Origin of the sequence: Bacteroides parvus (genome assembly GCF_017309675.2) — a bacterium.
Classification (GTDB): domain Bacteria; phylum Bacteroidota; class Bacteroidia; order Bacteroidales; family Bacteroidaceae; genus Bacteroides; species Bacteroides uniformis.
Window position 1 is genome coordinate 88,102 of sequence record NZ_CP084680.1, and the last position, 14,381, is coordinate 102,482.

The window sequence follows — 14,381 nt, forward strand, 5'->3', positions numbered from 1 at the left end:
CCATGAACAGCAATAGTAACTTCAAAACTCCCCTCCCTACGGGATTGCTCTCCCCTGATAGCGGAGGAGCTGGAGAAGGTGGATTGGGGGGGAAGCTTCTGAAACAATACTGGGGCTATGACGCCTTCCGAGGAATCCAGGAAGACATCATCAACAGCATTACCGAGGGACGGGACACTTTGGGACTAATGCCCACGGGAGGAGGAAAATCCATCACTTTCCAAGTTCCGGCACTTGCCAAAGAAGGACTTTGCCTGGTCATTACTCCGTTGATTGCCCTCATGAAAGATCAGGTACAAAACCTGAAAAAACGAGGAATCAAAGCGCTTGCCATCTACTCAGGCATGAGCAGGCAGGAAATCATCGTCACATTAGAGAACTGCATCTTTGGCAATTTCAAGTTTCTCTATATCTCCCCCGAAAGGCTCGATACCGAAATCTTCCGCACCAAACTGCAGAAGATGAAAATCAGTATGATTACAGTAGACGAAAGCCACTGCATATCACAATGGGGTTACGATTTCCGTCCTGCCTATCTGAAGATAGCCGAAATACGCAAACTGCTGCCCGGCATCCCCATCCTGGCATTGACAGCCACCGCCACTCCGGAAGTAGTGAAAGATATCCAGGCCAGTTTGCATTTCCGTGAGGAAAATGTGTTCCGCATGAGTTTCGAACGCAAAAACCTTGCCTATATCGTCCGCAAGACGGAAAACAAGACGGGAGAGCTGTTGCACATCCTGCGCCGTATGCCCGGAAGCGCCATCATCTATGTGCGCAACCGCCGCCGCACCAAGGAAATTACCGAACTGCTGCACAACGAAGACATCACCGCAGATTTCTACCATGCCGGACTGGATAACGCCACCAAAGACATCCGCCAACAACGCTGGCAAACAGGAGAAAGCCGTGTCATGGTCGCCACCAATGCATTCGGTATGGGTATCGACAAACCGGATGTACGGATTGTCATCCACATGGATCTGCCCGATTCCATAGAAGCCTACTTCCAGGAAGCAGGACGTGCCGGAAGGGACGGACAAAAAGCCTACGCGGTCATCCTTTACGCCAAGTCGGATAAGGCAACACTGCACAAACGCATTCCCGACACCTTTCCTGAAAAAGAGTATATAAAGGAAGTATATGAGCATCTTCAATACTATTACCAGATGGCAATGGGAGATGGACAAGGCTGTGTACGCGAGTTCAATATAGAAGACTTTTGCCGAAAGTTCAAGTACTTCCCCGTTCCCGTGGACAGTGCCTTGAAGATTCTGACACAAGCGGGATACCTGGAATATACAGATGAACAAGACAATGCATCCCGGCTACTGTTCACTATCCGCCGAGATGAACTTTATAAACTGAGAGAGCTCGGCGAAGATATGGACAAACTCATCCAAACCATTCTCCGCTCCTATACCGGGGTCTTCACAGACCATGCTTTCATCAATGAAGATTCACTGGCCATATGCACCGGACTCACACGCCGGCAAGTGTATGAACAGCTCATCCACCTAGCCAAGCTACATATCGTCAGTTACATCCCCCGCAAAAAGACACCATATATAATATACACGCGAGAGAGGGTTGAAATGCGCCACCTGCAAATCCCTCCCACCGTGTACGAGGAACGCAAAGAGCGATATGAGAAACGCATAAGTGCCATGCTGGATTACGTGAGCAGCGATACCGTGTGCCGTAGCCGGATGCTGCTACACTACTTCGGAGAAAAGAACGAGCATAACTGCGGGCAGTGCGACACTTGCATCAATTTGAAGAACAAGAAACCTTCCGGCCACCTTTCGGAAAAGGAATTTTCTGAAAAGATTCTTCAAGCCCTATCTGATAAACAACAAACTCCAGCCACTTTGGCAGAACAGATACCGGACGATAAAAACATGCTCATCGATGTGTTACATGAATTGTTGGACGAAGGCAAGGTAATTGCTGTCAACGGAATGCTTCAAATCAAAAAATAATTCATTACTTTTGCCGTTGGAAAAGAATGTCCTGCCGCTGACGAGGAACATCTCTTATCAGCCATGCTTTTCCTTTTTATTTTTTAATTCTTTAATTTTTAATCACCTATGGGATTCTTTAAATCTTTTTTCTCCGGCAAGTCAGACAGTCCGACAAATGAGAAACAAAAAAACGAGCAGAAGAATTTTGAGATATTCAAGTATGACGGTATGCGTGCACAACGCATGGGCCGTACAGACTACGCCATCAAATGCTTCATTGAAGCCCTTGCCATTCAGGAAGACTTTGAAACCATGGGCTACCTTGCCCAAGTCTACACCCAGACCAACGAACTGGACGAGGCACACAAACTACTGGAACGCATGACCGAAATAGAGCCGGAACATACCTCCACCTACCTCAGTCTTGCCAACGTATGCTACATGCAGGAAGACTATCCTGCCATGGCAGGAGCGGCAAAGAAAGCTATCGAAATAGAAGAGGGCAACGCCATGGCACACTACCTGCTAGGCAAAGCAGACAATGGGCAAGGGGACGGCATCATGTGCATCGCTCATCTTACGAAAGCCATCGTACTGAAAGATGATTTCATCGAAGCACGTCTGCTTCGTGCCGAAGCACTGGTCCAAATGCAGCAATACAAGGAAGCGATGGAAGACATAGACACCATTCTGGCACAAGACCCGGAAGACGAAAGTGCCATCTTGCTCCGCGGAAAGATAGAAGAAGCTACGGGAAACAAAGAAAAAGCAGAAAGCAGTTATCAGAAAGTGACAGAGTTGAATCCCTTCAACGAACAAGCCTTCCTCTACTTAGGACAGCTTTACATCACCCAAAACAAGCTGGCAGAAGCCATCGAGCTCTTTACGGAAGCCACAGAACTGAACCCTAATTTCGCAGAGGCCTATCATGAGCGCGGACGTGCCAAGTTGCTGAACGGAGACAAGGAAGGCTCTGCGGAGGACATGAAGAAAGGACTGGAACTCAATCCTAAAGAGATACAGAACTTTAACGGACAATATGGTAACCAACCGGGGGGAAGTACCGGTAATATCCTAGGATTATAACAAATTCAATTATTGCCGCCAATGAAACGAAATTTATTTCTATCAGTACTTTTTGTACTGATGTTCGCACCTGCCCATGCACAGCAAGTGAACATATTGTCCTATAACGTACATAATTGCATCGGTATGGACAAGGAGTACAATTACCGACGCATTGCCAATGTTATCAGTCAAACTTCTCCGGACATAGTCGCCCTGCAGGAACTTGACAGTGTAACGGTGCGCAACAAAGGAATCCATGCTCTCGGAGAACTAGAAAAACTGACCGGAATGCACGAGACTTATGCAGCAGCCATTCCTTTTCAGGGTGGAAGCTACGGCATCGGAATCCTCTCCAGAGAGATACCCATAAAATACAAAATCATTCCAATGCCCGGACGGGAAGAAAAACGTACCCTCATTATTGCAGAATTTAAAGATTATGTATTTTGTGCCACACACCAGTCCCTCACTCCAGAAGACCAGCTCCTTGCCGTACCATTGATAGAAAAAGCCTTGCAAAACGTCGATAAGCCCATCTTTATGGCAGGCGACATGAACTCTGCACCAGCAAGCGCTCCCCAGCTGGAATTGGCAAAACATTTTGCCACCCTCAATGACACAACCTCTTATACTTTCCCGGCAGACCGTCCCAACCGATGTATAGACTACATCTACGGCTATTCCAAGAATGGGTATCGGTTTGACGTACAATACCGGAAAGTCATAGAAGACACCATTTCATCCGACCATCGTCCGGTTCAAGTCATTGTACAAATTAAAGGGAAATAAGTTAAATTGCTACTATCCCTAAAAAAAACATTGTTTTTTGTTTGTATATAAAAGAAAAGCATTACTTTTGTCGCGTAATTCAAAAACAGAGAATACAAGTATGAAGTCATTTACTTATGCATATTACTTCTTTTTTTACTTTTACTTTAGCCAGAAAGTAGAGCGGGAGTTTGTATGTATCAAGTGACAGTGATGCTTAAGGACTGAATAGAGAAACAAGTAAATATACAGAATCCCGCTCCATCGTATGGAAGCGGGATTTTTTTTATAGCATAACCAAGAAAATAAAGAATAATGAGAAAGGTAGCCATTCAAGGAATATTAGGCTCGTATCACGACATCGCCGCACACAAGTACTTCGAAGGAGAAGAAATAGAGTTAATCTGTTGCACCAACTTTGAAGACGTGTTCAGTGCCATCAAAAAAGACAGTCAGACCATAGGAATGCTGGCAATAGAAAACACCATTGCAGGTAGTTTGCTACATAACAATGAGCTATTACGCCAAAGTGGTGCACAGATTGTTGGCGAGTACAAGCTGCGCATTTCCCATAGTTTTGTCTGCCTGCCCGATGAAGACTGGGCTGATATTACCGAAGTCAACTCCCACCCTATCGCCCTGATGCAATGCCGTGAATTCCTCGGACAGCACCCCAGTATAAAAGTGGTGGAAGGCGAAGATACCGCCCGCAGTGCCGAAATCATCCAAAAAGAAAACCTGAAAGGCCATGCTGCCATCTGCTCCAAAGCAGCCGCAGAGCGTTATGGCATGAAGATTCTGCAGGAAGGTATCGAAACAAACAAGCACAACTTCACCCGCTTCCTTGTGGTAGCCGACCCTTGGCAGGTGGATGAACTGAACCGGCACCGCAGCAAGGATGTCAACAAGGCCAGCATGGTGTTCACACTGCCCCACACCGAAGGAAGCCTTTCTCAAGTATTGTCCATCTTGTCCTTCTACAGAATCAATCTGACCAAAATACAGTCCCTCCCCATCATCGGACGGGAATGGGAGTATCAGTTTTACGTAGATGTCGTGTTCGACAATGTACTGAGATACAAACAATCTATCGCAGCAATCACACCGCTGACCAAAGAACTAAAAATATTAGGAGAATATGAAGATGGAAAATCAAACATCTAAGATAAAGCCAGCCGAACGTCTGGCAAGCGTAAGCGAATACTACTTCTCGAAGAAACTGAAAGAAGTGGCGCAAATGAACGCCGAAGGCAAGGATGTCATCAGTCTGGGCATCGGAAGCCCTGATATGCCACCCTCTGAAAAGACCATCCAAACGCTGTGCGAAGCCGCCTGCAACCCAGATGGACACGGCTACATGCCCTACGTGGGCATCCCCGAACTGCGCCAAGCCTTTGCCCGGTGGTACGAGAAGTGGTACGGCGTAGCATTGAATCCCAACACAGAGATACAACCGCTTATCGGTTCCAAAGAAGGCATCCTGCACGTGACGCTTGCCTTTGTCAACCCCGGCGAACAAGTGCTGGTGCCCAATCCGGGGTATCCCACCTACACCTCATTGAGCAAGATTCTCGGTGCCGAAGTGGTGAACTACAACCTAAAAGAAGAAAACGGCTGGATGCCCGACTTCGACGAGCTGGAACAAATGGACATGAGCCGCGTGAAGCTGATGTGGACCAACTATCCCAACATGCCCACCGGAGCCAACGCCACCCCCGAACTATACCGGAAGTTGGTAGACTTTGCCCGCCGCAAGGACATCGTCATCGTGAACGACAACCCCTACAGCTTCATCCTGAACGAACACCCCATCAGTATCCTCAGCATCCCCGGCGCCAAGGAGTGTTGCATAGAGTTCAACTCCATGAGCAAGAGCCACAACATGCCGGGCTGGCGTATCGGCATGCTTGCCTCTAATGCCGACTTCGTGCAATGGATACTGAAAGTGAAAAGCAACATCGACAGCGGCATGTTCCGCGCCATGCAACTCGCCGCCGCCACTGCACTGGAAGCCGAACACGACTGGTATGACGGCAACAACGCCAACTACCGCAACCGCCGCAGGCTGGCAGGCGAAATCATGCACACCCTGGGATGCACATACGATGAAAACCAGGTAGGCATGTTCCTCTGGGGCAAAATACCCGACACCTGTGCCGATGTGGAGGAGCTGACGGAACGCGTGCTGCACAAGGCGCGTGTATTCATCACCCCGGGATTTATCTTCGGCAGCAACGGCAAGAGATACATCCGCATCTCCCTCTGCTGCAAGGACCAGAAGCTGGCAGAAGCATTGAGCCGCATCAAGGAGATAATGAATTAGCACATAGGATATAGTATATTAAGAATCATACCCTTATGCTTACCTGTATTTTCAAAGGCAGGTAAATGCATTTTCCATATAGGGTAACGATAGTTCCCATATAGGAAAACGGACAGTGAAAAAGAGACATTCATACAACGAACTTTAAAAAACTAATAAACAAAAAATATGGAACTCGAATTAGAACCCATCACCCTTCCCGGCATTGAGGACAAACGCCCCCTCATCATTGCCGGCCCTTGTAGCGCAGAGACAGAAGAACAAGTAATGAGCACTGCCAAACAACTGGCAGACAAAGGCATCAAACTATTCCGTGCCGGCATCTGGAAACCGCGTACCAAACCGGGCGGTTTCGAAGGCGTCGGTGTAGACGGCCTTGCCTGGCTGAAAGAGGTAAAGAAGGAAACCGGCATGTACGTTTCCACCGAAGTAGCCACCGCCAAACATGTATACGAATGCCTAAAGGCTGGAGTTGACCTTCTTTGGGTAGGTGCACGTACCACCGCCAACCCTTTCGCCGTACAAGAAATTGCTGATGCACTGAAAGGCGTCGATATCCCGGTACTGGTAAAGAATCCGGTAAATCCCGACTTGGAGCTCTGGATTGGAGCTCTGGAACGCATCAACAATGCAGGCCTGAAACGCCTAGGTGCCATCCACCGCGGATTCAGCAGCTATGACAAGAAGCTCTACCGTAACTTGCCCCAATGGCATATCCCCATTGAGTTGCGCCGACGCATCCCGAACCTGCCCATCATCTGCGACCCCAGCCATATAGGTGGAAAGCGCGAACTGGTAGCTCCACTCTGCCAGCAAGCTATGGATTTGGGCTTCAACGGACTGATTATCGAAAGTCACTGCAACCCGGATTGTGCCTGGAGCGATGCAGCACAACAAGTAACTCCGGATGTGCTAGATTACATCCTCAACCTGCTCGTCATCCGCAAGGAAACGCAAAGCACTGAAAACCTCAGTGAATTACGTAAGCAGATTGACGAATGTGATAACAATCTCATTCAAGAGCTGGCCAAGCGAATGCGTGTGGCACGAGAAATCGGCACTTACAAAAAGGAACATGATATGACCATCCTACAAACCGGACGCTACAACGAAATCCTTGAGAAACGCGGCTCGCAAGGTGCATTGTGCGGTATGGATGCCGAGTTCATCAAAAAGGTATTTGAGGCGATACACGAAGAGAGTGTGAGGCAACAAATGGAAATTATAAATAAGTAATTATTTAATGTACTAATGTGCCAATGTGCTAATTGGCTGCGCAGTAATGCCGCATGGCAATTAGCACATCAGCACATTAACACATTAGCACATTAAACATCATGAGAATATTAATACTTGGAGCCGGAAAAATGGGCTCTTTCTTTACAGATATATTGAGTTTCCAGCACGAGACGGCTGTGTTCGACGTTAACCCGCACCAACTGCGTTTTGTCTACAACACCTACCGTTTCACTACATTGGAAGAAATCAAGGAATTCGAACCAGAACTAGTCATCAATGCAGCTACGGTGAAATACACACTGGACGCCTTCCGCCAAGTGTTGCCAGTACTGCCTAAGGACTGCATCATCAGTGACATTGCTTCGGTAAAGACCGGATTGAAGAAATTTTACGAAGAAAGCGGTTTCCGATATGTATCGACACACCCCATGTTCGGCCCGACTTTTGCCAGTCTTAGTAATCTGAATACAGAGAATGCCATCATCATCAGCGAAGGTGACCACTTGGGAAAAATTTTCTTTAAAGACCTTTACCAGACAATGAAGCTAAATATCTTTGAATATACATTCGACGAACATGATGAGACTGTAGCCTATTCGCTGTCCATCCCTTTTGTTTCTACCTTCGTATTTTCGGCAGTCATGAAACACCAGGAAGCTCCGGGCACTACATTCAAAAAGCACATGGCTATCGCCAAAGGATTGCTGAGTGAAGACGATTACCTGCTCCAAGAAATTCTCTTCAACCCGCGCACTCCCTCACAAGTGGAGAACATCCGTCTGGAACTGAAGAATCTGCTGGAAATCATCAACAACAAGGATGCGGAAGGCATGAAGAAGTATCTGACCAAAATCAGAGAAAAGATTAAATAGATAAAATGTCCATTGTGAAAACATCAGGTTCCCTCGTCCTCAACGAGGGATTTTTTTTATCTTTGCACTGTTAATAGAACCGCTTTCATGATAGACCAACCCACTATAGACAGAATTCTTGATGCCGCACAAATATACGATGTAGTATCGGACTTCGTTACCCTGCGCAAACGCGGTGTGAATTATGTAGGACTGTGTCCCTTCCACGATGACAAAACCCCTTCCTTCTATGTATCCCCCGCCAAAGGGCTCTGCAAGTGCTTTGCCTGCGGAAAAGGAGGAAATGTAGTGCATTTCATCATGGAACACGAACAGATGTCTTATCCTGAGGCACTGAAATATCTTGCTAAGAAATACGGCATTGAAATCAAAGAACGCGAACTATCCAGTGAGGAGAAGATAGCACAGAGCGAACGGGAAAGCCTCTTCATCGTAAACAACTTTGCCCGCGACTACTTCCAGAACATCCTAAAGAACCACATAGACGGACGGAGTATCGGTATGGCCTATTTCCGCAGCCGCGGCTTCCGCGATGACATCATCGAGAAGTTCCAGTTAGGTTACTGTACCGAGAGCCACGATGCACTCGCTCAAGAAGCCCTAAAGAAAGGATACAAAAAAGACTATCTCGTCAAGACCGGCCTCTGCTACGAAACAGACGACCACCGACTGCGTGACCGCTTCTGGGGGCGGGTCATCTTTCCGGTACACACTCTCTCCGGCAAGGTGGTAGCTTTCGGAGGACGTGTGCTTGCCGGTGCCACCAAAGGCGTCAAGGTAAAGTACGTCAACTCGCCTGAATCGGAAATTTATCATAAAAGCAACGAGCTGTACGGCATATACTTTGCCAAACAAGCCATTATGAAACAAGATCGTTGCTTTCTGGTCGAAGGTTATACAGACGTCATTTCCATGCACCAATCGGGCATAGAGAATGTGGTTGCTTCTTCGGGTACAGCATTGACACCCGGACAAATCCGGATGATTCATCGCTTCACCAACAATATGACAGTACTTTACGACGGTGATGCTGCCGGTATAAAGGCCTCTATCCGAGGTATTGACATGTTGCTAGAAGAAGGCATGAACGTCAAAGTTTGCCTCCTGCCCGACGGGGACGACCCGGACTCCTTTGCTCGCAAACACAATGCGACGGAATTCCAGAATTTCATACAAGAGAATGAAACGGACTTTATCCGCTTTAAAACCAATCTGTTGCTTGAAGATGCAGGAAAAGACCCCATCAAGCGCGCCGAGCTTATAGGAAACCTTGTGCAGAGCATTTCCATCATTCCCGAAGCCATTGTGCGCGATGTCTATATCAAGGAGTGCGCCCAATTACTGCACGTAGAAGACAAACTGCTGGTTTCTGAGGTTGCCAAACGTCGCGAAAAGCAAGCCGAGCAACAAGCTGAGCGAGCAGAACGTGAGCGTCGGTCGGCCAATGCCTCAAGAGCCAATGCAGAAGCAGGCATCAATGGCAGTCAAACAGCCACAGTTGCCCCCCCCGACGCACAGCAAGTTATCGGCTACACGCCCGAATCACTGCCTGCCAGTCTCCCTTCCGAAACACCTCCACCTTTTCTACCCCAGGAAGAATATGTATCCTTCATCCCGCAGGAAGGCAAGGAAGGCCAGGAGTTCTATAAATACGAACGGCTTATTCTGAAGATGGTAGTGCTCTATGGCGAGCGGGTGATGTGCAATGTCACCAATGAAGAGGGGCAGGAAACTCCTATCACTGTAACTGAATATATAGTCAATGATTTAAAAGAAGACGAGCTTGCCTTCCATAATCCGCTTCACCGGCAAATCCTGACAGAGGCTGCCGAACGTATCCACAATGAGGGCTTTACTGCCGAACGGTATTTTGTGGCGCATCCCGACCCCGTCATCAGCAAGCTGAGCGTGGAGCTTATCAGCAACCGCTATCAGTTAAGGAAATCACAGATAGAACAAATGGTGACGGACGAAGAACGCCTTTATGAGCTAATACCACGGTTAATGATTAACTTCAAATATGCCATCGTCTGCGAAGAATTGAAGCATACTCTATTTGCATTGCAAAACCCTACCATAGCCAACGATGAAACTCAATGCAACAGTATCATGGAGCGCTACAACGAATTGAACAAAGTAAAAAGCATCATGGCAAAGCGACTGGGAGACAGAGTCATCCTGAATTTTTAAATTCAATTCGGAGAGTTTTCCATCAAGAATTATGCCTGATTAAATTCATAAATTCCTCGCGGGTCTTCGCTTGGTTGAATGCTCCGGTAAAATCGGATGTAGTGGTAATGGAGTTCTGTTTCTCTACTCCGCGCATCTGCATGCACATGTGTTTAGCCTCCACAACAACCATAACCCCCAGCGGATTCAGCGTCTCCTGAATACATTCTTTTATTTGGAGAGTCATACGTTCCTGCACTTGCAGGCGGTGAGAGAAAATATCCACTACGCGGGCTATCTTGCTCAGTCCGGTAATATAGCCGTTAGGAATATATGCCACATGTGCCTTTCCGTAGAAGGGAAGCATGTGATGTTCGCAAAGTGAGAAGAAATCAATGTCTTTCACAATCACCATCTGACTGTATTCTTCTTGAAACTTGGCTGAACGAAGTACCTCGTGCGGGTCCATATGATACCCTTTCGTCAACGACAACATGGCCTTCGCCACCCGTTCAGGTGTCTTCTGCAAACCTTCACGTCCGGCATCTTCACCCAGCAGAGTAAGGATGCGGTGATAATGTTCCTTCAGTTCATCCAATGAAGGAGATACAATTTCTTCTTTTCCTAACATGATATTCTTTATAAAGGGATATTTATCTGCTCTTTCACAATAGAGACTTCCTTGAATACACCGGTAGCCCGCAACTGACGCATCATGGCATCCGCTTCTTCGATACTGCGGAAATCTCCTGCACGGCACAACCAGCGAGGAGGATTGAAAGAGGTATAAACTGTAAGTTCGGGGAAATGTTCCTTGATGCGGGTAGCTACCGCATAAGCTTCGTTCTTGGCCTGACGGGTATTATTCCCTGCATAAACCTGTATGCGGTAACCCGAACTTTTAATTACTTTCTGCTCATCCGAACCGGCAGGTACATATTCTGAACCTATCAATGCCGCAATGCGCGCATCTTGATGGATAGTCACCCTGCCTTGTCCTGGTACATTACGTTCCAGGCTTTTCACAATATTGTTCTGCGCTACAGAAATCGTTGCAAAAACGAAACATGCAACTAAAAGTAAACCAAGCTTTTTCATAATTGATAATTGATAGTAGATAATTGATAATGAAAAACAAAGGGAATTGATAACTGACAACGGGCACATCCCCATTATCAATTATCAATCCTCCATTATCCATTAATTAAAGGCATCGATGATACCCTTGAAGTCAGAAACCTTCAAGGCAGCACCGCCAATCAGACCGCCGTCAACATCCGGGTTGGCAAACAATTCCTTTGCATTGGAGGGCTTGCAGCTACCACCATAAAGGATAGAGCAGTTGTCAGCGATTTCCTTACCATACTTTTCAGCAATCAATGAACGGATGAAAGCGTGGATTTCCTGTGCTTGTTCTGCAGTAGCAGTCTTACCGGTACCGATAGCCCAAACCGGCTCGTAAGCCAAGATAATCTTAGAGAAATCTTCGGCAGACAAAGAGAATACAGAAGCCAGCTGAGCAGCTACCACTTCATTCTGCTTGTTTGCTTCACGTTCTTCCAATACCTCACCGATACAGAAAATCGGAGTCAGACCGTTAGCCAAAGCCAATTTTACTTTTTCTTCCAGAATAGCAACTGTTTCACCATAGTAAGCACGACGTTCAGAGTGACCCAGAATGACATATTTTGCACCAGTAGAAGCAACCATAGCAGCTGATACTTCGCCGGTATATGCGCCTGACTCCTTGTCTGCACAGTTTTCTGCACCTACACCAATCTTGGCAGCGTCTACCAAAGGAGTAACAGATGCCAGGTGGATAAACGGAGTACAGATGATTACATCACAGTTAGGCTTTTCGTTAGCCAATGTTTCATTCAGTTCTTTTGCAAGAGCAATACCCTCTTGGAGGGTTTTGTTCATTTTCCAGTTTCCTGCAACAATGTTTTTTCTCATTTTTTTTATTATTAAAAGGGTTAATGTATTTACTATTTGACAATTTACTATTTACTATTTGATACTATTGTTGTCTGAGGCGTTGTTTCTCCCGACGCCTTACGACTAAAATATCGACACAAAGCACCATCATCAGAGGAAGGATGAACCACAGCAACACATAGCCTATTGTTTGTAAGTCACTTTCCTGTTTCTGCTTGCCCAATTCCAACTTGTCCAGGCTATCGGTCAGCACATATTCATCAGGCAGCCGGTTGTCACTCCACTTATTCAAAATTGTTCCGTCCTTTACCAACAACAGACCAGGATTTGAACGGATAATGGTCTTCAGCGTAATATCATCTGTCTGGCAGAAAGGGTATTCTGCTCCAGTCTTGTCACGCCACAATTCTATCTCGTCTTCCGGAGATGAAGTCAAGGCATAAAAGCCATAACCATGCTCCACACTGTAATCGTATATTTCATTGATAAGGTCGATGTTACTGTCGTCCGCTCCTTCTATCCGATGGGCAACCAGCAGAAACGTATATCCTTTATCCGACAGTACGCTGTCCGTTATATCTTCCCATGTATCCAGACTCATCATGGAAAAATCATGAATGGGAGGTTCATAACCTTTTTCCTTCAGTATCGTATGTGATTCTACAAACGTCCATGTACTGTCCGGATAGTTGTCCAATGTAAATTCCTGACGCTTTCCTCCTTTTTCCAAAATGAACCGGCTTTCAAACACGCTTGGTTTAGCACCTTCCGGAATTTCCATGCCCTCCTTGATATTCGCTCCAATTCTGTAAGGTCGGAAATCAAGTATCGGCAAATTCTCCAGGCAATAGAAGGACAACGCAAACACAAATAGAAACGTATACATGGAAATCATCCACTCCATCTTCGGAGTAATGAAACGTACCAGTAAATCCTGCCACTTGAATACAGATACTGCCGCCACCAACAAGACTACGTTCTTGCCGAAAGTCTGCCAATTGGTCAATATCCACGCATCACCGAAACATCCGCAGTCAGATACCGGATTCGCCAAAGCCAAATAAAGTGTTAGCGGAGTCATTACAGCCATCAGCAATAACGCCAATGCAGATGCCACCTTCCGGCGTATACCCAAAAACAAGAAAACACCTACACTAAACTCTATGGCAGACAACACTATCCCTACCAGCAAAGGTGCATAAGAAGGAAACCAGGAAATCATGCCGAAAGCCGTCAAGTAATCTTGAATTTTATAGAAGAAGCCCAACGGATCAACGGCTTTCACAAATCCGGAAAATATGAACAAAGCCCCCAACAGAAAACGGCAGAGGTTCACCCAAACTTTCCTGATAATATGTTTCTTGTCAATCTCCAAATTCAATCTTAATTAAACCAAATACAGAATAGTTAATCATATCCATATAATTGGCATCAATACCTTCCGAAACCAAAGTCGCTCCGGACAAGCTTTCAATCTGCTTTGTCCGATAAATCTTCATCAATATCAAATCCGTATACGAACTGATACGCATACTGCGCCAAGCCTCATCATAGTCATGATTTTTGGCAAGCATCAACTCCAAAGAGGTTTTGGCATATTTATCATACAGCACCAATGCCTCTTCATTGGTCATATCGGCAGCCTCGGCATATCCAAGCTCCAACTGTATCAGCCCTACAATTCCGTAGTTGACAATAGCTATGAATTCAGAACGGATGCCTTCATCTACCAAAGTCACTCCTTTCGTTTCAATGCTTCTAATGCGGTTAGCTTTGATGAATATCTGGTCTGTCACAGAAGACGGACGAAGAATGCGCCACGCCGGACCGTAATCATGAAGTTTTTTGGAGAACAAGTCACGGCAAACCGCAATGACATGTTCAAACTGTTGCTTGGTATCTTTCATTTCCTTGCTTGTTTATGCTGGAATACAGCCTATTTTCACAGTGCGCTGCAAAGATAGGAATAATTAAAGAAAAAGAAAAAGAGGGCACTCTAAAATCTATTAAAGTACCCTCTTCTATAGAGATTGTTTACGT

The 14,381-nt window shown here is 46.3% G+C and carries 13 protein-coding genes; 8 read left to right on the forward strand and 5 right to left on the reverse strand.

Features of this window, described 5'->3' with window-relative positions:
- Positions 1–2: 2 nt before the first annotated feature.
- The 8 genes from JXR92_RS00355 (at position 3) to dnaG (ending at position 10,424) form a co-directional block, all read left to right on the forward strand.
- Positions 3–1,982, forward strand: coding sequence for a RecQ family ATP-dependent DNA helicase (locus JXR92_RS00355; protein ID WP_226791221.1), 1,980 nt, complete (start codon positions 3–5; stop codon positions 1,980–1,982).
- 108 nt (positions 1,983–2,090) lie between these two features.
- The gene (locus JXR92_RS00360; protein WP_138344944.1) at positions 2,091–3,050 is read left to right on the forward strand and encodes a tetratricopeptide repeat protein; all 960 of its coding nucleotides are present in this window, start codon (positions 2,091–2,093) and stop codon (positions 3,048–3,050) included.
- A gap of 21 nt (positions 3,051–3,071) precedes the next feature.
- Positions 3,072–3,821 (forward strand): endonuclease/exonuclease/phosphatase family protein, encoded by a 750-nt coding sequence (locus JXR92_RS00365; RefSeq protein ID WP_138344942.1) that lies wholly within the window; start codon positions 3,072–3,074, stop codon positions 3,819–3,821.
- A gap of 294 nt (positions 3,822–4,115) precedes the next feature.
- Positions 4,116–4,964 carry a prephenate dehydratase gene (locus JXR92_RS00370; RefSeq protein WP_138344940.1) on the forward strand — a complete coding sequence of 283 codons (849 nt, stop codon included), beginning with the start codon at positions 4,116–4,118 and terminating at the stop codon, positions 4,962–4,964.
- Complete coding sequence (locus JXR92_RS00375; RefSeq protein WP_117965209.1) at positions 4,939–6,123, forward strand: pyridoxal phosphate-dependent aminotransferase; 1,185 nt, start codon at positions 4,939–4,941, stop codon at positions 6,121–6,123. Before JXR92_RS00370 ends, JXR92_RS00375 begins: the two co-directional genes overlap by 26 nt.
- A 168-nt stretch (positions 6,124–6,291) precedes the next feature.
- Positions 6,292–7,359: a bifunctional 3-deoxy-7-phosphoheptulonate synthase/chorismate mutase type II gene (locus JXR92_RS00380; protein WP_119961191.1), complete on the forward strand. Its 1,068-nt coding sequence runs from the start codon at positions 6,292–6,294 to the stop codon at positions 7,357–7,359.
- A gap of 101 nt (positions 7,360–7,460) precedes the next feature.
- Positions 7,461–8,234 (forward strand): prephenate dehydrogenase/arogenate dehydrogenase family protein, encoded by a 774-nt coding sequence (locus JXR92_RS00385; RefSeq protein WP_117600823.1) that lies wholly within the window; start codon positions 7,461–7,463, stop codon positions 8,232–8,234.
- An 87-nt stretch (positions 8,235–8,321) separates the two neighbouring features.
- On the forward strand, positions 8,322–10,424 hold the full coding sequence (gene dnaG / locus JXR92_RS00390; RefSeq protein WP_131225426.1) for a DNA primase: 2,103 nt from the start codon (positions 8,322–8,324) through the stop codon (positions 10,422–10,424).
- 22 nt (positions 10,425–10,446) lie between these two features.
- Here dnaG and folE read toward each other — a convergent pair whose 3' ends face one another.
- The 5 genes from folE to JXR92_RS00415 form a co-directional block, all read right to left on the reverse strand.
- Complete coding sequence (gene folE, locus JXR92_RS00395; RefSeq protein WP_005829983.1) at positions 10,447–11,034, reverse strand: GTP cyclohydrolase I FolE; 588 nt, start codon at positions 11,032–11,034, stop codon at positions 10,447–10,449.
- A gap of 8 nt (positions 11,035–11,042) precedes the next feature.
- Positions 11,043–11,501: an SPOR domain-containing protein gene (locus JXR92_RS00400; protein WP_117600821.1), complete on the reverse strand. Its 459-nt coding sequence runs from the start codon at positions 11,499–11,501 to the stop codon at positions 11,043–11,045.
- A 102-nt stretch (positions 11,502–11,603) separates the two neighbouring features.
- Positions 11,604–12,359: a triose-phosphate isomerase gene (gene tpiA, locus JXR92_RS00405; protein WP_005829974.1), complete on the reverse strand. Its 756-nt coding sequence runs from the start codon at positions 12,357–12,359 to the stop codon at positions 11,604–11,606.
- A 64-nt stretch (positions 12,360–12,423) separates the two neighbouring features.
- The gene (locus tag JXR92_RS00410; protein WP_117965205.1) at positions 12,424–13,716 is read right to left on the reverse strand and encodes a BT_3928 family protein; all 1,293 of its coding nucleotides are present in this window, start codon (positions 13,714–13,716) and stop codon (positions 12,424–12,426) included.
- Positions 13,706–14,248 (reverse strand): DUF1599 domain-containing protein, encoded by a 543-nt coding sequence (locus JXR92_RS00415; protein WP_005833349.1) that lies wholly within the window; start codon positions 14,246–14,248, stop codon positions 13,706–13,708. Before JXR92_RS00415 ends, JXR92_RS00410 begins: the two co-directional genes overlap by 11 nt.
- Positions 14,249–14,381: the final 133 nt, after the last annotated feature.